Consider the following 22,681-nt stretch of genomic DNA (forward strand, 5'->3'; position numbering starts at 1 on the left):
TTCACAGCCGCCCGAAGGGGGTCCCATGCCCGTCACGGTCGTCCGTTTCAACCTGGTCGAGCCCGGCGCCACGCCCACCTCGCTCCGGGCCCGCTACCGTGCCGCCGTCGAGATGGCCGCGTACGCCGATGAGCAGGGCGTCAGCACCGTGCAGACGGAGGAGCACCACGGGGTCGAGAACAACTGGCTGCCGTCGCCGTTCGTCTTCGCGGGGGCCGTGTTCGGGGCGACGCGGAGGATCGCGGTCACGGTGTCGGCGGTGATCGGGCCGCTGCACGATCCGCTGCGGCTGGCGGAGGACATCGCCGTACTGGATCTGGTGAGCGGTGGGCGGCTGGTGACCGTCGCCGGGATCGGGTACCGGCCGGAGGAGTACGCGCAGTTCGACGTGGACTGGAAGGGGCGCGGCAAGCTCCAGGACGAGGTGCTGCAGACGCTGCTCCGGGCGTGGACGGGTGAGCCGTTCGCGTACCGGGGGCGCACGGTCCGGGTCACCCCGCGTCCGGGCACCGAGCCGCATCCGCTGCTGCTGGTCGGAGGCTCGTCGAAGGCCGCGGCCCGCAGGGCGGCCCGGCTCGGGCTCCCCTTCTTCCCGAGCGCGCATCTGCCGGAGCTGGAGTCGTACTACAAGGAGCGGCTCGTGGAGTACGGCACGGAGGGCTGGACGATGATGCCCGCCGCGGAGACGCCACTGCTGCACGTCGCGGAGGATCCGGACCGCGCGTGGGCCGAGTACGGCAAGCACTTCCTGCACGAGGCGCGGACGTACGCCTCCTGGCAGTCGGCCGGCATCCGTTCGGCCGTGCGCTCGGGGGCGGCGACGGTGGCGGAGCTGCGCGCGGAGGGTGTGTACCGGATCGTCACGCCGGACGAGTGTGTGGCGCTGGGCCTGGACAACTACGTCCTGCATCCGCTGGTCGGCGGGATGCCGGTCGAGGAGGGCTGGCGTGGTCTGCGTCTGTTCGCCGAGCGGGTGCTGCCGCGCCTGGCCGACTGACCGTCACGCCCCTGGAATGCCGCCGTCCCGGCCCGCTCGGTGGTCGGGCCGGGACCGGTGGAGGGTCCGAGGAGAAGGTCAGCGGGGACTTGGTCCTTCTCCTCGGACCCGGGGGCCGCAGGGCTAGCCCATCTCCTCCAGTGACTTGCCCTTCGTCTCCTTCACGAACTTCAGGACGAAGGGGATGGAGAGCGCGGCGAAGACCGTGTAGATCACGTACGTCACGGAGAGGTTCCAGTCGGCCAGGGACGGGAAGCTCGCGGTGATGGCCCAGTTGGCGATCCATTGAGCGGAGGCGGCGACGCCCAGGGCGGCGGCGCGGATCCTGTTGGGGAACATCTCGCCGAGCATGACCCAGACGACGACACCCCAGGAGAGGGCGAAGAAGAGGACGAACACGTGGGCGGCGATCAGGGCGACCCAGCCCTGGGTGGCGGGGAGCTTGCCGTCGACGAGGTCGTAGGAGAAGGCCCAGGCCTCCAGGGCGAGGCCGAGGACCATGCCGACGGAGCCGATGAGGGCGAGCGGCCTGCGGCCGATCCGGTCGACGAAGATCATCGCGATGACGGTGCCGACGATGTTGATGATCGAGGTCGTGAAGGAGTAGAAGAACGACTCGCTCGGGTCGACGCCCACGGACTGCCACAGCGTCGCGGAGTAGTAGAAGGCGACGTTGATGCCGACGAACTGCTGGAAGACCGACAGGCCGATGCCGATCCAGACGATCGGCTTGAAGAGGAAGCTGCCGCCGAGCAGGTCCTTGAAGGTCGACTTGTGCTCGCTGTTCATGGCCGACTCGATCTCGGCCACCCGGGCGTCCAGGTCGACGTCCTCGCCCTCGACCTCGGCGAGCACCTCACGGGCGCGCTCGTCCTTGCCGACGGAGATCAAAAAGCGGGGGGACTCGGGGATCGCGAAGGAGAGCAGGCCGTAGAGGACGGCCGGGACGACCATGACGCCGAGCATGATCTGCCAGGCCTCCAGGCCGAGCAGTTCACCGCGCTGGTCCCCGTCGGCGGCGTTGAGGATGCCCCAGTTGACGAGCTGGGAGACGGCGATGCCGACGACGATCGCGGCCTGCTGGAACGAGCCGAGCCGGCCCCGGTAGGCGGGCGGTGCGACCTCGGCGATGTAGGCGGGGCCGATGACGGACGCCATGCCGATCGCGAAGCCGCCGACGATCCGCCAGAAGGCGAGGTCGTACAGCGCGAAGGGGAGCGCGGAACCGACGGCGCTGACCGTGAAGAGGGCGGCCGCGATCTGCATGCAGCGGATGCGGCCGATGCGGTCGGCTATCCGGCCCGCGGTGGCCGCGCCGACGGCACAGCCGATGAGCGCGACGGCGATGACCTGTGCCAGGGCTGTGGAGCCGATGTCGTAGCGGTGGCGGATGGCTTCGACGGCGCCGTTGATCACGGCGCTGTCGTAGCCGAAGAGGAAGCCACCCATCGCGGCCGCCGCCGCGATGAAGATCACGTGCGAGAGATGGTCGGGCTGAGCGCCGCGAGCTCCTGCCCTGGGCTGCGCTGTGCTGGTCACGTCTGTACTCCTCGGCGGGCACGTCGCCGATGTAGGGGGAACGGGCCTGATGATCTGCTGGACCAGCCCCGCCTACCCCCGCTCGGAAACGCCTAACGCAGCCGCTGGCTGATCACCTTCGAGACGCCGTCTCCCTGCATGGACACGCCGTACAGCGCGTCGGCGACCTCCATGGTCCGCTTCTGGTGGGTGATCACGATCAGCTGCGACGCCTCCTGCAGCTCCTGCATGATCCGGATCAGCCGCTGGAGGTTGGTGTCGTCGAGCGCCGCCTCGACCTCGTCCATCACATAGAACGGGCTGGGCCGCGCCTTGAAGATCGACACCAGCATGGCGACGGCGGTCAGGGACCGCTCCCCGCCCGAGAGCAGCGACAGCCGCTTGACCTTCTTCCCCGGGGGCCGGGCCTCCACGTCGACACCGGTGGTGAGCATGTTGTCCGGATCGGTGAGGATCAGCCGTCCCTCGCCGCCGGGGAAGAGTCGACCGAACACCCCCTCGAACTCCCGGGCGGTGTCCCAGTACGCCTCGGTGAAGACCTGCTCGACCCGCTCGTCGACCTCCTTCACCACCTGCAGCAGATCGGCGCGGGTCTTCTTCAGATCCTCCAGCTGCTCGCTGAGGAACTTGTGCCGCTCCTCCAGTGCCGCGAACTCCTCCAGCGCCAGCGGATTGACCTTGCCGAGCTGCTGGTACGCCCGCTCGGCCGCCTTGAGCCGCTTCTCCTGCTCGGCGCGGTGGAACGTCTTCGGCTGGTTGCGGGGATGCTCCGGGTCCTCCGGCAGCTCCTCCCCCTCCGCCGGAGGCGACGGCGGCACGAGCTGGTCGGGCCCGTACTCCGCGATCAGCCCCTCCGGTTCGACGCCCAACTCCTCCAGCGCCTTGGTCTCCAGCTGCTCGATCCGCATCCGCTTCTCGGCGCCGAGCACCTCGCCCCGATGGACGGAGTCGGTCAGCTTGTCCAACTCCGTCTTGAGGCCGCGCCCCTCGTCACGGGCCTGCCCGAGCTCCTGCTCGCGGCGCGCCTTGGCCGCGTCGGCGGCGGTGCGCTCCCGCTCCGCGCGGGCCAGGGAGACCTCGACGTGACGGAGCAGCTGCCGGGCGCCGGAGGCGACGGCCTCGGCCACGGCGGCCTCGTGCCGCAGCCGTGCCCTGCGCTGTTCGGCCCGCGCCCGTGCCTCGCGCTCGGCGCGCGCGGCGCGGTCGAGCGAATCAGCCCGCCCCGCGAGCGCCTTGACCCGCTCCTCGTGCGTCCGCACCTGGAGCCGGGCCTCCATCTCGGTCTGCCGCGCGTTGGCCCCGTCCGCCGCGAGCCGATCCCGTACGTAGGTGTCCGGCTCCTCCTCGACGGGCATCTCCTCGGCCACCGCGAGCCGTTCGGCCAGCTCCTCGGCATCCTGTACGGCCTTGTCGAGCGCCTCCTGGGCGCGTGCGGCGGCGGCCGTGGACCGCTCGGCCTCTCCGGCGGCGCCCCGCGCCTGCCCGGCCAGGCGCCCGAGTTGCTGGGCGACCGCGGACTTCTCCCGCTCGCCCGCCCGGCGCCGCTCCCCCAGCTCCTCCACGGCCCCGGCCCGCTCCCGGCGCAGCTCGACCGCGTTCTGCTGGGCCTCGGCCAGCTCCTCGCACCGTACGGCCAGCTCCTCCAGCTCGGCCGCCGCCTCGTCGACGGCGGCCTGCACCTCCAGCAGGCTCGGTGCCCCGGCCGAGCCGCCGTGGGCGAAGTGGGCCCCGAGCAGGTCGCCTTCGGCGGTGACGGCGGTGAGGTCCGGGCGGGCGTAGACAAGGTCTTCGGCGTCTTCGAGGGTGTCCACGACGACGATGTCGCGCAGCAGTCGACGTACGGCCGGCATCAGGTCGGAAGGGCCGCGGACCAGGTCGGTCGCCCGTTGCCCGGTGGGGAGCGGCGGCTGCGCGGGGGATGCCGTGAAAGGCCGTTGTCCGTCTGCGGGATCGTCGTGGCCGGTCGCGCCGTTCCCCGTGCCCCGTTGGAGCGGTGCTGCCGCCGGGCGCGGTGTCAGGTCCTCCGGTGCCCCCGCCAGCAGCAGGGCCGCCCGGCCCGCGTCCTGCTTGCGCAGCAGGCGGATGGCCTCGGCGGCGGAGGCCGGGGTGGTCACGGCGATCGCGTCGGCAGCCGCGCCGAAGGCCGCCGCCAGGGCGACCTCGTGACCGGGGGTGACCGTCAGGAGCTCGGCGGCCGGACCCAGCAATCCCGCCAGCCGGTCCTTCGCGGTGAGCAGCGCGCCCGTGCCGTCCTTGCGGCGCAGGCCCAGGGCGAGGGCTTCGTGGCGGGCCTGGGTGGCGGCGCGGCGGCGTTCGGCTGTGGTCGTGGCGTCGCGGGCGGCGGCGAGGGCGCTCTCGGCCTCGGCCAGGGCGCGCTTCGCGGCGTCGTGCCGTTCGGCCAGGTCGGAGTCGTCGGCGTCGAGGTGGTCGACCTCGGCCTTGAGCGCCTCGTACTCCTCCTGGGCGGCGGCGGCCCGTTCCCGCGCCTCGTCGCGGGCGGCGGCGAGGCGGTCGATCTCGGACTGGGCGGAGGCCGCCCGGGAGCGGGCGGCGTTGACCTGGCCGCCCAGGCGGGCGAGGCTCTCGCGGCGGTCGGCGATGGAGCGGGCGACGTCCTTCAGCCGACGCTCCTCGACCATCAGTTCGCGCTCCAGTTCGGCGCGGTGCTCGACCGTGTCCTCCAGGGCACGCTCGGCCGCTTCGAGAGCCGCTTCGAGTTCGGCCTCCTGCTCGCGGACGCGGGCGGCCTCGCGCTCCATGTCCTCCGGATCCCGGCCGCGCCGCTCCTCGGGGGGCGCGGAGGTGGCGCTCTTGACCCGGGCGTCGGCCAGGGAGATCGTGCCGCGCACCCGTTCGGCGAGCTGCGACAGCTCGTACCAGGTCTCCTGGGCGCGCTGGAGGCGCGGGGTCAGCCGGCGCACCTCGCCCTCCAGGTGGGCCTCCCGCTGGAGCGCCTTCTTCAGCTCGGTCTCGGCGGCCTCCTTGCGCTGCTTCAGCGCGGCCTCGTCGGCGACCTCCGTACGGAGCGCCGCGTGGAGGCGTACGAGGTCGTCGGCGAGCAGTCGCAGGCGTGCGTCGCGCAGGTCGGCCTGGATGACGGCGGCCCGGCGGGCGACAGCGGCCTGGCGGCCCAGCGGCTTGAGCTGGCGGCGGAGTTCGTCGGTGAGGTCCTGGACGCGGGCCAGGTTGGCCTGCATGGCGTCCAGTTTCCGGAGCGCCTTCTCCTTGCGCTTGCGGTGCTTGAGGACCCCGGCGGCCTCCTCGATGAACGCGCGGCGGCCCATGGGGTCGGCGTGCAGGACGGAGTCGAGCTGCCCCTGGCCGACGATGACGTGCATCTCGCGGCCGATGCCGGAGTCGGAGAGCAGGTCCTGGATGTCGAGGAGACGGCAGGTGTCGCCGTTGATCTGGTACTCGCTGCCGCCGTTGCGGAACATGATCCGCGTGATCGTGACCTCGGAGTACTCGATGGGGAGGGCCCCGTCGGAGTTGTCGATGGTCAGGGACACCTCCGCGCGGCCGAGCGGGGGACGGCCGGTGGTGCCGGCGAAGATGACGTCCTCCATCTTGCCGCCGCGCAGCGATTTGGCGCCCTGCTCGCCCATGACCCAGCTGAGCGCGTCCACGACGTTGGACTTGCCCGAACCGTTGGGCCCGACGACGCACGTGATGCCCGGTTCGAACCGGAGCGTGGTCGCCGAGGCGAACGATTTGAACCCTCGGAGGGTCAGGGCCTTGAGGTGCACGGCGCTGGACTCTACCTTCCGGCCTTGTCTCACTCCATGAACGCGCGGTTTCGCCCATGAACGTGCAGGGCACATCAGACGTTAAAGAGGGTGAGGTAGGTCGGGGGCCGAGCCGGGGACTCGGGGACAGAAAGAAGGGACGCCTCTAGAGAAGGCGTCCCTTGCAGATCTGACAACTTAGCGGTTGATACGGGCAGCCCAACCACTGCTGTCTGTCGTGGTGCGATGCAGTGATCAGGTGAGCGCAGGCTCCGCCTGGCGTGCGTCGAGCTCCATGAGCGAGTCGTGAGAAGCGGCAGCCGTCAACGCGTCGTTCTCCGCCTGGATTCGTCCGAGCTCGGATTCCAGGTCCTGGACACGCTGCTGGAGCCGTCGCATCTCGGCGAGGAGTCGCGGGTCGGAGCCGCCGACGTAACCGAGAAGCGCCTTTGCCATGATGGATGGTCCTCCACACTGAGTGACCGACCGAAGCGGTGTGGGTCGTGAGGGAATCGCACCCGTGATGCTTGGCACTGTTGAGTTTTTGCTGCTGTCTCCATGCCAAACAGCTAAGGTGCGCGGGGTTGCTTTTAGCGTCTCACCAAAAAGTTTGACGGTCAACACGATCACGCCCCGCATCGGCGGGCACCCCGTTGCCGCGCGGCCCCGATCGGGCGGCGCTGCGGCGATTCCGGGACCTCTCCTGGCCGGCGGAGCGAGGGGGTCATCCTTTCTGCGGAGCCTGCCATGACAAACCTGTCTTGGCAATCACCTGCACATTTCTGGTTTGTGCATGCTCCTGACATATGCCGGTGGCGCTCCTCTCCACTCTTGCGCGACTCGCTCAGCCGAGGTGCTCAGCGGATGGCGAAGCTCTCGTACCCCCCTCGCGGTGTGTCCCAGATCTCGGTCACACCCACCACGCGCCCGGGCGTGTCGTCACCCTGGAGCCACTCCAGCAGCTCCTGACACGCCTCGCGCGGGCCCTCGGCGACCACCTGGACCCGCCCGTCGGCCAAATTGAGAGCAAAACCACTCAGGCCCCCGATCTCCAGGGCCCTGGCCCGCGTGAACCAGCGGAAACCCACACCTTGCACCCGTCCACGCACCCAGGCGACCAGCCGTACATCCTCGCTCATGCCTGCACGCTAACGGGCCAATGTCTCCTGGGCCTCTCCCTCCCCTGGCGCCATGCTGTACCGTCCCCACCCAATGAATCTCATATGAAACTCACTCCTTCGTGTGAGATTCGTGAAGACGACAATCACAACGTTGACGAACTCCCCAACGTTGACCGCAGGACACCGCAAGGACGAGGAAGGCCAAGACATGGGACGCCACCGACGCTCCGCCGCCGGCCGCGCCGCCAGGGGGGGCCGCGCCGCCGGGGTCACTGACAGGGGCTTCGTTCCCGAGGAGCCGCACTACGGTCCGGAGAACCTGTACGGGTTCGCGGCGTTCCTGGAGGCCGACGCCCAGGCCGCTTCGCGGGCAGGCGGATCGCGCCGCCGCAAGAAGAAGACCGTGACGCCTGTGAAGACCGGTCTCCTCGGTGTCTCCGCCGCCGTCGCCCTCGGCACCGTCGCGGTGGCCACCGGCGTGCTGCCGGGCGGCGATCAGTACACGGTCAGCGGGGGCAACGCCAACGAGACCGTGGTGCCCGCCGGCTCGCCGACGGGTGCGGCGGCCCAGCAGGGCGGTACGGACGGCGCCGCGCAGGAACAGCGCGAGGACGAGTCCACCAGCCGCGACGCCGAGCGCGAGGCCTCCCCGTCGAACACCCCTGCCCCCTCGACGCCCCCGTCCGAGAAGAAGCCCGCCGAAGAGGCGGACAAGGGCTCCGGTTCGCAGAAGACCAAGACGCCGTCCGAGAAGCCCCCCAAGGAGAAGGAGAAGGGGAAGGAGAAGGACACCACTTCTCCGGCGGAACTCTCCTCCGAGACCCAGGCCGAGGCCGCGGTCCTCCTGTTGGTCAACGAGGAGCGGGCCAAGGCGGGCTGCCAGCCGGTCGCGGCCAACAGCGACCTGGCGAAGCTGGCCGAGGCGTTCAGCGAGGACATGGCCCTGCGCGGCTTCTTCGACCACACCGACCCCGACGGCTCCGACCCGTGGGACCGCGCGGCCGCCCTCGGGATCACGGGCCTCGGCGGCGAGAACATCGCCCGCGGCCAGGCGACCGCCGAGGCGGTCATGGAGGCCTGGATGAACAGCCCCGGCCACCGGGCGAACATCCTGAACTGCGACTTCAAGACCCTCGGGGTCGGCGTCCACCTGGGTGACGGCGGACCCTGGTGGACGCAGGACTTCGGCTACTAGGACCCTTCCGAGGCTGAGGGCACCCGGCCCCGCACAGCTCGCATGTTCGAACGATCATTCGTTCGTCCATAGCTCAGCGCTAACCAGTAGTTAGTGCAATCTTCTGGCTAGCGCTGTGCGGGAGTATCCTCGATCGCATGGAATCAGCCGTGCAGACCGGCGTCACGCCCGCGCGGGCCGCCACGGGTGCGGACGCCTTGGACGTCGACGAGCTGGCCTTCGACGTGTTCGCCAGGAACTGTCCCTCACGGGGCACACTGGAGCACGTCACGGGCCGCTGGGGCGTGCTCACCATGGGCGCGCTGCACGAGGGATCGCTCCGCTTCAACGAGCTGCGCCGCCGCGTGGACGGCGTCAGCGAGAAGATGCTCTCCCAGACCCTGCACGCCCTGGAGCGCGACGGCCTCGTCCACCGCGACGCGCAGCCCACCAACCCGCCCCGCGTCGACTACACCCTCACCCCGCTCGGGCGCGAGGTCTCCGAGCGCCTGCTGGCCCTCATCACCTGCGTGGAGGACCGCATGGAGGATGTGCTCCGGTCCCGCGAGCGCTACGACGCGACGCGCGGCGCCCGCTGACACGTCGGGCAGAAGTAGCTGGACCGGTTCATCCACGGCCGCCGCCGCATCGGTGTGGCACAGCGGCGGCAGGGCAGCCCCTCACGGCCGTACGCGTCCAGCGACCGGTCGAAGTACCCCGACTCACCGTTCACGTTGACGTAGAGGCTGTCGAAGCTCGTGCCGCCCACCGCGAGGGCCGCGTTCATCACGTCCCGTACGTGGCCCAGGAGTTCGGTGGTGCGGGGGCGGGTGAAACCGGCCGTGGGGCGCTCGTAGTGGATCCTCGCCCGCCAGAGCGCCTCGTCCGCGTAGATGTTGCCGACCCCGCTGATCAACGACTGGTCCAGCAGGGCGCGTTTGATCGTCGTACGCTTCCGCCGCAGCGCCTGGTGGAAGGCCTCGGCGTCGAACTGCGGGTCGAGGGGGTCACGGGCGATGTGCGCGATGACGTCCGGCAGACCGTCGGGGGTGGTGTCGTGCAACGACAGTCCGCCGAAGGTGCGTTGGTCGACGAAGCGCAGTTCGGTGGCGAGGTCGTCCGCGAAGCGGACACGGATCCTGAGGTGCTTCTCGTCGACCGCGTCGTGCGGCTGCACGAGCAGCTGACCGCTCATGCCGAGGTGCGCGAGAACGGCGATCCCGGTGTCCTCCACGGGCAGCCACAGATACTTCCCGCGCCGGCTGGGCTCGCCGATGCGGCGGCCCTTGAGCCGGTGCGCGAAGTCCTCGGGACCGGCCAGGTGCCGGCGGATCGCCCGGGGGTGGAGCACCTCGACCTCGGCGACCGTCCGGTGAGCCACCCAGCGCTCCAGTCCGCGCCGGACGACCTCGACCTCGGGAAGTTCGGGCACAGGTCTCCTCCGGAGAGAGCGGGTGGGGTGACGTCGTAGGCCGGCTGCGGGTGGGTGGTGCGACCGTCGACGACCCGCACGCCTCCACGGACCGGCACCGCCCCCGGATCCCCTCGCGGGGCCCGGGGGCGGCAGCCTCGGCGTCAGGCCGGGGCGGTGTCCGAAGGTGTGTCCGCGGTGTCGGCGGCCGAAGCCGCGGCGGCCTCGGCCGCCGCCTTCGCCCGCTCGTCCGCCGCGGAGCGGATCGCACGCCAGGCGGACTCGGCCGCCTGCTGCTCCGCTTCCTTCTTGCTGCGGCCGGTGCCGGTGCCGTACGAGACGCCTCCGACGCGGGCGGCAGCGGTGAAGGTCTTCTCGTGGTCGGGGCCGGTCTCCGTGACCAGGTACTCGGGCACGCCGAGTCCTTCGGTCGCGGTGAGCTCCTGGAGACTGGTCTTCCAGTCCAGGCCGGCTCCGAGGTTCGAGGACTTCTCGATCAGCGGGTCGAACAGGCGGTGCACCAGCTCCGCCGCGGAGTCGAGCCCCTGGTCGAGATAGACCGCACCGATCACCGCTTCGAGGGTGTCGGCGAGGATGGATGCCTTGTCCCGGCCACCTGTGCCCTCTTCACCGCGGCCGAGCCGGATGAAGGAGCCGAGGTCGAGCCCGCGGCCCACCTCCGCCAGCGCACGAGAGTTGACCACCGCGGCCCGCAGCTTGGCCAGTTGGCCTTCGGGCAGGTCGGGGTGGGTGCGGTACAGCGTGTCCGTGACCACGAGACCGAGGACGGAGTCCCCGAGGAACTCCAGGCGCTCGTTGGTGGGCAGGCCGCCGTTCTCGTACGCGTACGAACGGTGGGTCAGCGCACGCACCAGAAGGGCGGACTCGAGCTGATAGCCGAGCCGCCCTTCCAGAAGCGTGTGGGACGAGGCTGTGTTCTCCGCCTTTTTCTTGGCGTTGGTCTCCGCCTTGGCGTCAGACATAGAGCCTCTCACCAGCCGCTCAGACCTCGAGGACCTGGCGCTTGTTGTAAGTGCCGCAAGACGGGCACGCGATGTGCTGCAGCTTGGGCTCGTGGCAGCGCTCGCACGCAACCAGGGTGGGGACCGCAGCCTTCCACTGCGACCGGCGGTGGCGCGTGTTGCTGCGCGACATCTTCCGCTTCGGAACAGCCACGGCTACTTCTCCTGCTTCTCGTCGACACCGGCTTCGGCGCCGCTCATCTCGTCCTTCTCGCCGTCTTCGAGTGAACCGGCGAGTCCCTGCAGTGCCGCCCAACGGATGTCGACGGCGTCGTGGTGGTGGTCCGGGTCGTCCGCGAGCCTGGCTCCACACTCGGAGCACAGGCCGGGGCAGTCGTCCTGGCACACCGGCTGCATCGGCAGTGCGAGCACCACCGCATCACGCAGCACGGGTTCGAGGTCGAACAGGCCGTCCTCGATGAAGAGCCTGTCCTCGTTTTCTGCGGATCCCTCGGCGTCGTCGGCCGGTTCCGCCTTGGGGCGGCCCCGGTCGTCGGCGTCAGGGTACGAGAACATCTCCTGGAAGTCCGCTTCGAGCTCCAGCTCAAGCGGCTCCAGACACCTTACGCACTCCCCCTTGGCCCGTGCACGGGCGGTGCCTGTGACAAGCACACCTTCCATGACCGACTCCAGACGGAGTCCGAGCTCCACCGGGGCGCCTTCCGGCACTCCGATCACTCCCTGGATCCCGAGATCCTTGGGAGCGTCGATCTCACGGGTCAGGCGCTGCAGCGCGCCAGGACGCCGCCCCAGCTCGTGTGTGTCGAACACGAGAGGGTTGCGGTGGTCGAGGCGGGCGTTCAGAGCCATTCCTGCTTTCGATCTCGAAGCTTGAGGACGCCGCCCTCCGATGTTCCCGGGCAGCGTTGATCGCGGACGTACACGCGACCGAAGAGCCAGGATACTGGACCTTTCGCTCTCGGCCCAATCCGCTGTCAGCGGCCCTGTTCGTAGCGGCGCAACTGCTCCGCCGTGATCATGGTGGTGTCGAAGAGGCTGGTCTCGTCGAGCGTGGTCGCCTGCGGCTGCGCGTACCCCTGGTGCCCCTGCTGGTCCTGGTGTCCCTGCGGGTCCGCGTGCCCCTGGTTCGGGTCGTACGCCGGCTGCTGCGGGTAGCCGGCCGCGTACGGGTCGGCCTGCTGGTATCCGTAGGGGTCGGCGGCCTGCTGGGGCTGGCTGTACTGCTGCTGGTAGCCGCCGTACGGATCCTGCTGGTACGCCGTCGCCTGGTAGGCGTCCTGCTGCTGACCGTACCGCTGCTGCTCCGGCACGGACGGGGAATGCCGGGCGGGGGTGTCGGTGAGTTCGGCCAGCCCGGCCAGGTAGTCGGCGTCGCTGGTGGGCCGGGGGGAGGTGCCGTCGTCGTTCAGGGCGAGGGCGCCGAGGTCGTCGGTGGCGATGCGGCCGTGGAGCTTCTGGCGGCCGCGGCCGACGGCCTCCAGGGTCTTGGCGAGGACCGCCTCGAAGGCGCCCAGCTTGGCGTCCACATAGGCGTCGGCGTCGCGGCGCAGGGTCTCGGGGTCGTGACTGCGCTCGGGGGCGTCCTCGTCCTCGTAGCCCTGCTCGTCGACGCCGGGGCCGGTGCCGAGGAGCTTCTCGCGGCCCCGGCCGACCGAGCCGAGGGTCTTGGTGAGGACGACCTCGAAGTTGGCGAGCTTGGAGTCGACGTAGTCGTCGGCCTCGGCGCGGACCTCCTCGGCCTCCTGGCGGGCCTCGCCGAGGATGCGGTCGGCCTCGTTCTGGGAGCGGCGGGCGACCTCGGTGTCGGAGATCAGGGAGCCGCGCTCGGCGTGCGCGTTCTCGATGATCCGCTCGGCCTCCAGGCGGGCCCGCTCCACCATGTGGTCGCGGTCGCCGATCAGCTCCCGTGCCTGGGCGAGGGAGTCGGGCAGGGCCGCGCGCAGTTCGTCGAGCAGGGAGAGCAGTTCGGCGCGGTTGACCACGCACGAGGCCGACATGGGCATGGATCGGGCGCCCGAGACCACCGAGACGATCTCGTCGAGCTTCTTCTGCACGTCCACCGTGTGGTCCACCGTGTGCTCGCCACTCTCTACAGCTGTGTTGGAGACGGTCGGGTCGACTGTACGGCCAGCGGGGGACGTTCGTCCGCTCAGTCCCGCTTCAGTCGCTCGGCCAGCGCTTCGAGGACCAGTGGGGGCACCAGGTGGGAGACATCGCCGCCCCAGGTCGCGACTTCCTTGACCAGGGAGGACGACAGGAAGCTGTAAGTGGGGTTGGTGGGGACGAAGAGGGTCTCCACGCCCGACAGGCCGATGTTCATCTGGGCCATCTGCAGCTCGTAGTCGAAGTCGCTGACCGCGCGCAGGCCCTTGACGATGGCCGGGATGTCGCGCTGCTTGCAGAAGTCGACGAGCAGTCCGTGGAAGGCCTCCACCCGTACGTTCGCGTACTCGGCGGTGACCTGGCGGATCAGCTCGATCCGCTCCTCGACCTCGAAGAGGCCCTTCTTCGACTTGTTGATCATCACCGCGACATAGACCTCGTCGTACAACTTGGAGGCGCGGCCAATGATGTCGAGGTGTCCGTTGGTGATGGGGTCGAACGACCCGGGACAGACGGCGCGGCGCACTTGGGATCCCTCGCTCTCCGGTCCGGTCATCGTGCGTCTTCGCACGTAGAGGCGGCGCGACCGTACCAAAACGTTCCCTCGCCGTAGCGACGGGCCCTGATGGCGTCGAAACCGGTCGGCCAGGCGAATTCACCGCCTCTGGTGCTGCGCTCCACGGTGACGAGGGCTTCGTCGCCGAGCCAGCCCCCGGTACGGAGTGTGAGCAGGATCTCCCGAAGATCGTCGTCCGAGACGGCGTACGGGGGGTCCAGGAAAACGAGGTCGTACGGCTCGTCCGGCGACGGACCCTGGATGATCTGCTCCGCTTTGCCCGATCTCACCTCGGCGCCGGGCAGACCGAGCGATCTGACGTTGTCGCGGACCGTGCGGGCCGCTCGCGCGTCGGCCTCGACGAGGAGGGTGTGGCCGGCGCCTCTGGAGAGGGCCTCCAGACCGACGGCGCCCGAACCCGCGTACAGGTCCAGGACCCGTTCGCCGTCCAGGGGCCCGCCGAGGAGGGACTGCCAGGTGGAGAAGAGGCCTTCGCGTGCGCGGTCGGAGGTGGGCCGCGTTCCGGTCCCCGGCGGGACGGCCAGGCGGCGTCCGCCGGCCGCGCCGGCGATCACGCGAGTCATCGTGGGTCCTTGTTCGAGGGCGTGGTCACGGGTCCAGTCTGGCAGTCCGAGGGGGGTGCGTGAGGGCCGTGGGAGCCTGCCCCTCGGTCGTGGTCGCTCACGCGGTTCCCCGTGCCCCTTGGACGGCCTGCCCTGTCAGCCCTTGTCCAAGTACTGTTCCCTCTCCTCGTCCAGGAGGGCGTCCAGGGCCGTCCGTAGCGCCGGGAGGCGCTCCAGGTCCGGGTCGGCCGCGACCACCCGCGCCGCCTCCTCCCTCGCCTCCGCGATGATCTCCTCGTCGTCGATGACGGTCAGCATGCGGAGGCTGGTGCGGGCGCCGGACTGGGCCTGGCCGAGGACATCGCCCTCGCGGCGTTGTTCGAGGTCGATGCGGGAGAGCTCGAAGCCGTCGAGGGTGGAGGCGACGGCGCCCAGGCGCTGGCGTGCGGCGCTGGCCTCGGGCATCTCGGTGACCAGGAGGCAGAGACCGGCGGCGGATCCCCGGCCCACCCGGCCGCGGAGCTGGTGGAGCTGGGAGACGCCGAAGCGGTCGGCGTCCATGATCACCATGGCGGTGGCGTTCGGGACGTTCACGCCGACCTCGATGACCGTGGTGGCGACCAGGACCTGGGTCTCGCCCGCGGCGAAGCGGCGCATGACCGCGTCCTTGTCGTCGGGGTGCATCCTGCCGTGCAGGACTTCCACCCGCAGGCCCTGGAGGGGGCCCTTGGCGAGTTGGTCGGCGACGTCGAGGACGGCGAGGGGCGGGCGCTTCTCGGCCTCGTCCTCGGCGGACTTCTTGCCGGCCTTCTTCGGGTCGCCGGGTTCGTCGGCGTCGTCCCCGATGCGGGGGCAGACCACGTACGCCTGGTGGCCGTTCGCCACCTCCTCCCGGACGCGTTCCCAGGCGCGGGCGAGGAAGTGGGGCTTGTCGGCGGCCGGGACGACATGGCTGGCGATGGGTGAACGGCCGGCGGGGAGCTGGTCCAGGACCGAGGTCTCCAGGTCGCCGAAGACGGTCATGGCCACCGTGCGCGGGATGGGCGTGGCGGTCATGACGAGGAGGTGGGGCGGCTGTTTGCCCTTGCCGCGCAGGGCGTCGCGCTGTTCGACGCCGAAGCGGTGCTGCTCGTCCACGACGACCAGGCCCAGGTCGTGGAACTGGACCTTGTCCTCGATCAGCGCGTGCGTGCCGATGACGATCCCGGCCTCGCCGGTGACCAGGTCCAGCAGCGCCTGTCGGCGGCCGGCGGCGCCCATGGACCCGGTGAGCAGCACGACCTTGGTGGCGTGCTCGGCGCCGCCCAGCATCCCGCCCTCGGCCAGCTCCCCCATCATCTCGGTCACCGACCGGTGGTGCTGCTGGGCGAGCACCTCGGTGGGCGCGAGCATGGCCGCCTGGCCACCCGCGTCGACGACGGCCAGCATGGCGCGCAGGGCCACCATGGTGTTGTGGGTGACCGTGAAGTTGTCGGTGACGTAGGCACGGCTCGGGTGGGCGACGCTGATGCACTGGACCGGTTTCCGTCCCACGTACTCGACCGCCCGGATCCCCCGCCGAAAGGTGGCGTGTTTCGGCTGGGGGCGTACCTGTTCGGCCTTGCGCGCCGATTTGAACGGCGCGTACCGGTCGGGCAAGGACACCGAGACGTCGAAGGCCTCCCGCTTCGGCAGAAGCCTCGCGTGGCCTCCCAGCGAGCGCACCAACCAGGCGACGTCCTCCGCGAGGCTCCGGGAGACCGAGCGGAACGTGGCGCTGAGGCCGTCTGTGGGGACGGTGCCCCCGGTGTCCATGAGTCCTTGGAGCAGGGCGAGTCGGTTCTTGATCGACGTGTTCTTGAACATGTCGGGGACGAAGGTGCCGTGCGACGCCACGCCCCAGAGGTTCTGGTCCCGCAAGGCTTGGATCACCGGATGGCGAACGCCGTCCGTACGGCGGGTCGGCTCGATCGTGTGGTCGCCTCGGGATCCCTCCACCGGGACCAGCCGGCATTCGGGGGCCAGGGTCGCCGCCGCCGCGTCCCTGGTCTCGTCGTCGGCCATGGACAGACGCAGGTCGTGCCTGAACGAACCGGCTCCCAGGAGAACGCCGAGCAGGTAGGGATCGAGAGACAGCCCGAAGTCGTCCCCGAGATCGACCGGAGTCGCTGTCGGGAGGTACCACTTGGGAGATCCGTCGGCTTCGAAGGCGTCCAGGCGGATCTCCCGGGTCGTCATGACCTCGGGCGCCTGGCCCCGGTGCCACCCGCTCCTCGTGCCGACGATCCAGAGATGCTCGTCGTCGCACTCGACGGAGCTTCCGTCGGACAGGACCAGGCGCCAGACATCGCGTTCTCCCTGCGGGAAGACACCGTCGACCAGCGCGATCTCTCCGTCCGGCACGACGATCTCGTCGCCCGTCGTCACGTCGCCCAGACGACGGAACCCGGAAGGGGTGAGCACGAGCGAGTCGAGAGGCTGAGCCTTGCCCGAGCCCACCTCGCCCTGGAGCAGCCGGTGCATCGGGTGCTCGGTGGCCAGGTCGTCGAAGATCTCCTGGGAGACCTTCCGCTGGCCGTCGGTGAGGGTGAACGGGAGGCGGGCGTCGAAGGCGGTGAGGAGGCCTTCGGGAGCGGGGCGGCGGGCCACGGCGGGGAGTTGGGAGTCGGCGTGGCGGCGGCGGGCGAGGGCGACCTGGAGGACGAAGGCCTCGTCCCATTTGAGGCGGTCCCGGGCCGACTCGATGTCGGCCTTGGTGTGCGGGCGGTGGATCTTCAGCAGGGCTTCGGGGAGGGCGGCCAGGCCCCTGCCCTCGCGCAGGGAGTCGGGGAGGGGGTCGACGGCTTCCTGGGCGCTCGGGAGGACGGTCTGGACCGCCTTGGCGATCTTCCAGGACTCCAGCTTGGCGGTGGCCGGGTAGATCGGGATGAGGGCGCCGGCCCAGGTGTCGACGGTCTCCGTGTCGTCGTCGCCGCGCAGCAGCTCGTAGGCCGGGTGGGCCAGTTGGAGGCGGCGGTTGAAGACGGAGACCTTGCCGGCGAAAAGGGCACGGATGCCGGGGAGGAGGTCCTTGTGGGGTTTGTGCACGCCGTTGCCGAAGAAGACGAGCTGGAGGCGGCCGCTGCCGTCGGTGATGGTGACTTCGAGGCGCTGGCCCTTGCCCCGGGGGGCCTTGGCGGAGGCGAAGGCGTGCAGGCGGGCGTCGGCGACCTGGGCGACCACCGTGACGTGCTCGTCCATCGGCAGGTCGGCGAGGTGGGTGAGCTGGCCGCGCTCCTCGTATCTGCGGGGGTAGTGGTGCAGCAGATCGCCGACGGTGTGCAGGCCGAGGTGCTCGGCCATCACCTTCGCGGTGGCGGCGCCGAGCGTGTTCTTGAGCGGTTCTTCGAGCGCGGGCACGAGATCCATTGCACACCACGCCACTGACAATCCCGTATACGTCCTTGAAATCCGCTGGTCAGGCGGGTCGTTCGCGCCTAGGATGACGCACTCCCGGGCCCAGCAGTCGGGCCCTGCCGCCTCCGTCCGCGGTCACCGTCCGACGGGACCGCCCGACCCCGCCGCCGTCGCCAGAATCCCCTCCCACCGGCGCTGCGACGATGGATTCAATGACCTCACAGTCATCCCAGGCACCCCAGACTCCTCAGGCACCCCAGTCGCCTCACACGTTCCAGGTCGATCTGCGTGGCCTGGTGGATCTGCTCTCGCACCACCTGTACTCCAGTCCGAAGGTCTATCTGCGCGAGCTGCTGCAGAACGCGGTGGACGCGATCACCGCGCGCCGCGCCGAGCAGTCCGACGCGCCCGCCCGGGTACGGCTGTTCGCCGAGAACGGCACGCTGCGGGTCGAGGACTCGGGCATCGGGCTCACCGAGGCCGATGTGCACGACCTGCTCGCCACCATCGGCCGCAGTTCCAAGCGCGACGACGGGGGCATCCAGGAGGTCCGCTCGGACTTCCTGGGGCAGTTCGGCATCGGGCTGCTCGCCTGCTTCGTGGTCGCCGAGCGCATCCGTGTGGTCAGCCGCAGCGCCCGTACCCCGGACGCGTCGCCCGTGGAGTGGACGGCGGCCGACGACGGCTCGTACACCGTGCGGACGCTGCCCGACGAGGCGCGCCCGGAGCCGGGCACGACCGTGCACCTGGTCGCGCGGCCCGGGGCGGCCGAATGGCTCTCCCCCGCGCGCGTGCTGACGCTGGCGCGGGATTTCGGATCACTGCTGCCGTACGACGTCCGGGTGGGCGAGGAGGCGGTCGCCGATCTGCCGGCGCCCTGGGACCGGGCGTACCCCTCCCCCGCCGGCCGACGGGTGGCCCTGGCCCGGCACTGCCATGACCTGTTCGGGTTCACGCCGCTGGACTCGATAGAGCTGGACGTACCGCTGGCAGGCATCCGGGGCGTCGCGTACGTCCTGCCGACCGCGGTCAGCCCGGCCCAGCGGGCGAGTCACCGGGTGCATCTGAAGGGCATGCTGCTCACCGAGCGGGCCGAACAGCTGCTGCCGGACTGGGCGTTCTTCGTGCGCTGCGTCCTCGACACGGACAGCCTGCGGCCCACGGCGTCGCGGGAGTCGCTGTACGAGGACGAGACGCTGGCTGCGGTGCGGGAGGCGCTCGGCGAGCGGATCCGGAGCTGGCTCACGGGGCTCGCCGCGGGTGATCCGGAGCGGCTGGCGGCGTTCCTCTCGGTGCACTACCTGGGCGTGAAGTCGCTGGCGCGGCACGACAGGGAGATGCTGCGCACGATGCTGCCGTGGCTCCCCTTCGAGACGACCGACGGACGGCTGTCCCTGGAGGAGTTCGCGCAGCGGCACCCGGTGGTGCACTTCACGCGGACGGTCGAGGAGTACCGGCAGGTGGCGCCGATCGCCTCCGCGCAGGGCGTCGGGGTGGTCAACGGCGGCTACACGTACGACAGTGAGCTGGTCGAGGCGCTGCCGTCGGTGCGTCCCGGGACGGTGGTCGCCGAGTTGGACGCCGACACGGTGACCGCGCACCTGGACGTGCTGGACCCGGACGAGGAGCTGGCGCTGGCGGGCTTCCTGTCGGCCGCGCGGGCGAAGCTCGACCCCCTGGGCTGCGACGTGGTGCTGCGGTCCTTCCATCCGCTGTCGGTCCCCGCGCTGCACCTGGACGACCGCTCCTCCCGGCACGAGCAGGCCCGCGCGGAGGCGGAGGAGCAGGCCGACGATCTGTGGGCGGGGATCCTCGGTTCGCTGCGGGGCAGTGCCCCCCGCGCGCGGCTGGTGCTCAACCATCTCAACCCGCTGATCCGACGGATCAGTTCCCTGACCGACCGGGAGCTGATCGGCACGGCCACGGAGTCCCTGTACGGGCAGGCCCTGCTGATGGCCCAGCGGCCGCTCAGGCCCGCGGACTCGGCGCTCCTGAACCGCGCCTTCATCGGCCTGCTGGAGTGGGCCACGCACACCGAGCCGGGTTCCGGGCCGGGCCGTGGGTCCGGTCCGGGCTTCGGGCCCGGTCCGGGCTTCGGGGAGGGCGGTCGCCGATGAGTGACGTCATGGATTCGATGGACTCCATGGACTTCGACGAGCTCCGTCGGGCCATGGCGGAGAACTACGAGCAGCCGGAGGGTCCCGCGCGCAACGCGCGCGCGGAGCGGCTGCTCGCCGAGGCGGAGAAGCTGAACGTGCCGCTCGCCGTGATCGAGGCGCTCGGGCACCAGCTGAAGGTCTACAACTACAGCTCCGAGAAGGCCAAGATGTTCGTCCCCTTCGCGCGTCTGCTGCGCATGTGGGACGAACGGCCGGAGGACTTCGACGAGTACGAGATCCACTCCTTGCACTGGGTGTTCAAGTGGATGTCGGCCGGCATGCTGAACCAGCCGCACATCCCGCTGGCCTCCATCGAGAAGTGGCTCGGCGAGATGGAGCACCGCTACCGGCTCGCCGGGCACTCGCAGCGGGCCGTGCGCAGCGCCGAGTTCAGTGTGGCCGCGCACATCGGCGACCTGGACCGGGCCGAGCGGGCCTACGGGGCATGGCTGGCCGCCGACCGGGACACGATGGCCGACTGCCACGCGTGCGAACTGCACGGGCAGGGCTGGTGGCGGGCGCGGCGGCGCGAGGACGCCGAGGCGCTGGAGCTGTGGGCGCCGGTCCTGGAGGGCGAGTACAGCTGTGCCCACGAGCCGCACACCGTTCTGGCGTCCTCCCTGATGCCGCTGCTGCGCCTGGGGCGGCCCGACGAGGCGCGGGCGCACCATCTGCGGGGTTTCCGGCTGGTGCGGGCCATGGAGAGCATGCGGGGCGCGTACGCGGACCACGTGGAGTTCTGTGCCCTGACCGGCAACGAGGCGCGCGGCCTGGAGCTGCTGGCCGAGCGTCCGGCGTACTTCACCGATTCCGGGGACCCGCGCAGCAAGCTGGACTTCATGAGCGTGGTGGCCCTGCTCATGGACCGCCTCACGGCCCGCGGGCTGGGCGAACAGACCGTCCCCGGCCCCGCCGGCCGCGCCTGGACCGCCGGCGAACTGGCCTCCCACGCGCGCGAGGAGGCCCTTTCGCTGGCCGCGCTCTTCGACGCGCGCAACGGCACGGCGTACGTCAGCACACATGTCCGGGAGCGCATGGACCAGCGTCCCCTGCTGGACCGATTGCCGCTGGGCGTGCGCGCGAAGCGGACCACCGTGACGCTGCCCGCGCCCCGTCGGCCCGCCGCCCAGAAGGCGGGCACCGCGGCGGCCGGGGAGGGCCTGCCTGCCCTCCTCGCCGAGGCGCGGCGGCTCTCCGCGTCCCTGCACCCCGGTTCCGTCGAGGCCTGGGCCGCCGTGGCGCGTGCCGCCGACACCGAGGGCGCCGAGCTGGACGCCTGGGACCGCGCGGAAATAGTCGACCACGAGGCGATCGGCCTCGGTCCGGAGGGCCTCCCCCTCTTCGAACGCGCCGCCGACATGTACGAGGCGGCCGGCGACCCCGGCGAGGCCCTGGCGGCACGCGCGCGCGGGGCGAACGTCCACGCCCTCACGGGCCACGCGGATGCCGCCATGGACCTGATCGCGGAGCCCTACGAGCGGATCCTCGCCCTCTGGTCGACCGGCGGGACGGGGGCGCGGCAGACGGCGTCCGTCCTGGTGGGGCGGGCGCGGATACTCGTGCAGCGGATGCACGAGACCGAGGACGCCGACGCGGTGGCCCTGGCCGAGGACGCCGTGCGCGAGCTGGCGGACTTCGTCGAGCCGCGCCGCGCGGAGGACGTACGGCTGGCCTCGCGGGCCGCGGAGGCGCGGGGCATGCTCGGGGAGCTGGCCGCGCGCGGCGGGGACGCACAGGCGGCCGCCGAGCTGTTCGCGGAGGCGGCGGAACGGTATGTGGCGGCCGGGCTGCCGTGGTTCGCGGTGCAGTACGAGGCGCGGCTCGCCGGAGTGGCGCAACACCTGGGAGACCTGGAGACCGCAGAGCGGGCGGCCCGCGCGGCCCTGGAGCACGGCGGGACGGAGCTGGAGCCGGTGGGCCACGCCCAGCTGCACCTCCAGCTGGCGGAACTGCTGGGCGCCGGGGAACGGGTCGAGGAGGCCGCCGAGCACGCCCTGGAGGCGGCGCACTGGGCCGACGAGGCGGGCGAGGGTCCGACGCTCGGCGCCTGGGCCCGGCATCTGCTCGGCGGGTTCCTGCTGCGGCTGGGTCGGTGGGCGGAGGCGGCCGAGGTACTGGAGTCGGCGCTCCCGGATCTCACGGCCGAGACCCACGGGGACGGGGCGGTCGCGCAGACCCTGTGGTGGCTCGGCGACTGCCACACCGAGCTGGGCGAGCACCGCGAGGCGGCGGACCGGTGGCTGCGGGCCGCCGACATCGCCCGGCACTGGCCCGAGCAGCGCGACCACGCCATGCTCGCCCACCTCGCCGCCGAGGCGCTGGCGCGCGCGGGGCTGCCCGCCGACGCCGACCGCGCGTACGCGCGCGCGGTCGACCTCTGGGGCGAACTGGGCAACGTCCACGGGTACGTGCGGGCGCTGCGGGCGCGGGCGTGGTACGCGGCGCGCGAGAGCCGGGAGGCTCCCGGGCCGGCCGACCTGGACCAGGCCCGGGAGCTGATGGGGGACGCGGTGGCGGGCTGCGAGGCGGCACTGTCCGACGTGGCCGGAGAGGAGCACCGGCGGCGGATTGTCGCGGAGCTCGGCGAGACCTGCCGCCAGTTCGGCGACCTCCTCGCCCGGTCCGTGGCCGAGGACGCGGAACCCGCCTCGTTCGGGCCGGTCTTCGAGGAGGCGCTGGGGTTCGTCGAGCGAGCGGTGTCGGTGTACGGGTCGTTGGGGCCGGACTTTCTCGACGCGCGTACCGCCGCGGAGCTGGCAGCGGGGTGGTTGGAGGTGGACCTTCGGCGGGGCGGGGCCGCCGTCGAGCGGGCCCGGGGGGTGTTGTCCGTGTTCGCCGACAGCGACGACGAGACGGCGGTCGCTCGGCGGGGGGAGGCGGGGCGGCTGTTGGAGGCGGCGGAACGGGACTGAGTCGCCGGGGCGCCTGCGGGGTTCTTCGCCCCCGCCGCCCCTACCCGTCCCGTCCAGAAGGGG

Annotated in this window: 17 protein-coding genes; 5 read left to right on the forward strand and 12 right to left on the reverse strand. The window is 71.2% G+C overall.

Annotated elements, in window-relative coordinates; translation table 11 throughout:
* Nucleotides 1–25 precede the first annotated feature (25 nt).
* Complete coding sequence (locus K1J60_RS12790; protein ID WP_220646343.1) at nucleotides 26–997, forward strand: LLM class flavin-dependent oxidoreductase; 972 nt, start codon at nucleotides 26–28, stop codon at nucleotides 995–997.
* Between the two features lie 123 nt (nucleotides 998–1,120).
* Here K1J60_RS12790 and K1J60_RS12795 read toward each other — a convergent pair whose 3' ends face one another.
* The 4 genes from K1J60_RS12795 to K1J60_RS12810 all read right to left on the reverse strand — a co-directional run bounded on the left by K1J60_RS12795 (nucleotide 1,121) and on the right by K1J60_RS12810 (nucleotide 7,400).
* Complete coding sequence (locus K1J60_RS12795; RefSeq protein WP_220646344.1) at nucleotides 1,121–2,536, reverse strand: sugar porter family MFS transporter; 1,416 nt, start codon at nucleotides 2,534–2,536, stop codon at nucleotides 1,121–1,123.
* Nucleotides 2,537–2,628: 92 nt separating this feature from the next.
* Nucleotides 2,629–6,282 carry an AAA family ATPase gene (locus K1J60_RS12800; protein ID WP_220646345.1) on the reverse strand — a complete coding sequence of 1,218 codons (3,654 nt, stop codon included), beginning with the start codon at nucleotides 6,280–6,282 and terminating at the stop codon, nucleotides 2,629–2,631.
* Nucleotides 6,283–6,516: 234 nt separating this feature from the next.
* Nucleotides 6,517–6,717 carry a hypothetical protein gene (locus tag K1J60_RS12805; protein WP_005479841.1) on the reverse strand — a complete coding sequence of 67 codons (201 nt, stop codon included), beginning with the start codon at nucleotides 6,715–6,717 and terminating at the stop codon, nucleotides 6,517–6,519.
* Between the two features lie 401 nt (nucleotides 6,718–7,118).
* Complete coding sequence (locus tag K1J60_RS12810; protein WP_220646346.1) at nucleotides 7,119–7,400, reverse strand: acylphosphatase; 282 nt, start codon at nucleotides 7,398–7,400, stop codon at nucleotides 7,119–7,121.
* Nucleotides 7,401–7,590: 190 nt separating this feature from the next.
* On the opposite strand from K1J60_RS12810, the gene K1J60_RS12815 reads away from it, so the two are divergent.
* Nucleotides 7,591–8,577 carry a CAP domain-containing protein gene (locus K1J60_RS12815; protein ID WP_220646347.1) on the forward strand — a complete coding sequence of 329 codons (987 nt, stop codon included), beginning with the start codon at nucleotides 7,591–7,593 and terminating at the stop codon, nucleotides 8,575–8,577.
* Nucleotides 8,578–8,714: 137 nt separating this feature from the next.
* Nucleotides 8,715–9,155, forward strand: a complete 441-nt coding sequence (locus K1J60_RS12820; protein WP_220646348.1) for a winged helix-turn-helix transcriptional regulator — start codon at nucleotides 8,715–8,717, stop codon at nucleotides 9,153–9,155.
* Here the strand turns inward: K1J60_RS12820 and mutM are convergent.
* The 8 genes from mutM to K1J60_RS12860 form a co-directional block, all read right to left on the reverse strand.
* Complete coding sequence (gene mutM, locus K1J60_RS12825) at nucleotides 9,128–9,988, reverse strand: bifunctional DNA-formamidopyrimidine glycosylase/DNA-(apurinic or apyrimidinic site) lyase (RefSeq protein ID WP_220646349.1); 861 nt, start codon at nucleotides 9,986–9,988, stop codon at nucleotides 9,128–9,130. The genes K1J60_RS12820 and mutM overlap by 28 nt on opposite strands.
* 143 nt (nucleotides 9,989–10,131) lie before the next feature.
* Complete coding sequence (gene rnc / locus K1J60_RS12830) at nucleotides 10,132–10,950, reverse strand: ribonuclease III (RefSeq protein WP_398683200.1); 819 nt, start codon at nucleotides 10,948–10,950, stop codon at nucleotides 10,132–10,134.
* Between the two features lie 19 nt (nucleotides 10,951–10,969).
* Nucleotides 10,970–11,143: a 50S ribosomal protein L32 gene (gene rpmF / locus K1J60_RS12835; protein WP_007493396.1), complete on the reverse strand. Its 174-nt coding sequence runs from the start codon at nucleotides 11,141–11,143 to the stop codon at nucleotides 10,970–10,972.
* 2 nt (nucleotides 11,144–11,145) lie between these two features.
* A complete protein-coding gene (locus K1J60_RS12840; protein WP_220646351.1) occupies nucleotides 11,146–11,799 on the reverse strand; it encodes a YceD family protein in 654 nt (217 codons plus the stop codon).
* A gap of 125 nt (nucleotides 11,800–11,924) precedes the next feature.
* Entirely contained in the window at nucleotides 11,925–13,010 is a 1,086-nt protein-coding gene (locus tag K1J60_RS12845) for an ATP synthase subunit B family protein (protein ID WP_220651434.1), read from the reverse strand.
* A gap of 89 nt (nucleotides 13,011–13,099) precedes the next feature.
* Complete coding sequence (coaD, locus tag K1J60_RS12850; protein WP_220651435.1) at nucleotides 13,100–13,579, reverse strand: pantetheine-phosphate adenylyltransferase; 480 nt, start codon at nucleotides 13,577–13,579, stop codon at nucleotides 13,100–13,102.
* 26 nt (nucleotides 13,580–13,605) lie between these two features.
* Nucleotides 13,606–14,193, reverse strand: coding sequence for a 16S rRNA (guanine(966)-N(2))-methyltransferase RsmD (rsmD, locus tag K1J60_RS12855; protein WP_220646352.1), 588 nt, complete (start codon nucleotides 14,191–14,193; stop codon nucleotides 13,606–13,608).
* A 135-nt stretch (nucleotides 14,194–14,328) separates the two neighbouring features.
* On the reverse strand, nucleotides 14,329–17,559 hold the full coding sequence (locus K1J60_RS12860; RefSeq protein WP_220646353.1) for a helicase-related protein: 3,231 nt from the start codon (nucleotides 17,557–17,559) through the stop codon (nucleotides 14,329–14,331).
* 191 nt (nucleotides 17,560–17,750) lie between these two features.
* On the opposite strand from K1J60_RS12860, the gene K1J60_RS12865 reads away from it, so the two are divergent.
* Together K1J60_RS12865 and K1J60_RS12870 are read left to right on the forward strand one after the other, a co-directional pair.
* Nucleotides 17,751–19,664, forward strand: coding sequence for an HSP90 family protein (locus K1J60_RS12865; RefSeq protein WP_259407700.1), 1,914 nt, complete (start codon nucleotides 17,751–17,753; stop codon nucleotides 19,662–19,664).
* A 26-nt stretch (nucleotides 19,665–19,690) separates the two neighbouring features.
* Nucleotides 19,691–22,618, forward strand: coding sequence for a tetratricopeptide repeat protein (locus tag K1J60_RS12870; protein ID WP_220651436.1), 2,928 nt, complete (start codon nucleotides 19,691–19,693; stop codon nucleotides 22,616–22,618).
* Nucleotides 22,619–22,681 lie beyond the last annotated feature (63 nt).

The organism is Streptomyces akebiae (genome assembly GCF_019599145.1).
Taxonomy (GTDB): domain Bacteria; phylum Actinomycetota; class Actinomycetes; order Streptomycetales; family Streptomycetaceae; genus Streptomyces; species Streptomyces akebiae.

Bases quoted from the DNA above. Each gene is read 5' to 3' on its own strand.
- K1J60_RS12870 (WP_220651436.1), top strand. From the start codon at position 19,691: ATGGACTTCGACGAGCTCCGTCGGGCCATGGCGGAGAACTACGAGCAG.
- rnc (WP_398683200.1), bottom strand. From the start codon at position 10,950: ATGTCTGACGCCAAGGCGGAGACCAACGCCAAGAAAAAGGCGGAGAAC.
- K1J60_RS12805 (WP_005479841.1), bottom strand. From the start codon at position 6,717: ATGGCAAAGGCGCTTCTCGGTTACGTCGGCGGCTCCGACCCGCGACTC.
- K1J60_RS12790 (WP_220646343.1), top strand. From the start codon at position 26: ATGCCCGTCACGGTCGTCCGTTTCAACCTGGTCGAGCCCGGCGCCACG.
- K1J60_RS12820 (WP_220646348.1), top strand. From the start codon at position 8,715: ATGGAATCAGCCGTGCAGACCGGCGTCACGCCCGCGCGGGCCGCCACG.
- K1J60_RS12865 (WP_259407700.1), top strand. From the start codon at position 17,751: ATGGATTCAATGACCTCACAGTCATCCCAGGCACCCCAGACTCCTCAG.
- K1J60_RS12840 (WP_220646351.1), bottom strand. From the start codon at position 11,799: ATGGCTCTGAACGCCCGCCTCGACCACCGCAACCCTCTCGTGTTCGAC.
- K1J60_RS12815 (WP_220646347.1), top strand. From the start codon at position 7,591: ATGGGACGCCACCGACGCTCCGCCGCCGGCCGCGCCGCCAGGGGGGGC.
- K1J60_RS12810 (WP_220646346.1), bottom strand. From the start codon at position 7,400: ATGAGCGAGGATGTACGGCTGGTCGCCTGGGTGCGTGGACGGGTGCAA.
- K1J60_RS12860 (WP_220646353.1), bottom strand. From the start codon at position 17,559: ATGGATCTCGTGCCCGCGCTCGAAGAACCGCTCAAGAACACGCTCGGC.
- rsmD (WP_220646352.1), bottom strand. From the start codon at position 14,193: ATGACTCGCGTGATCGCCGGCGCGGCCGGCGGACGCCGCCTGGCCGTC.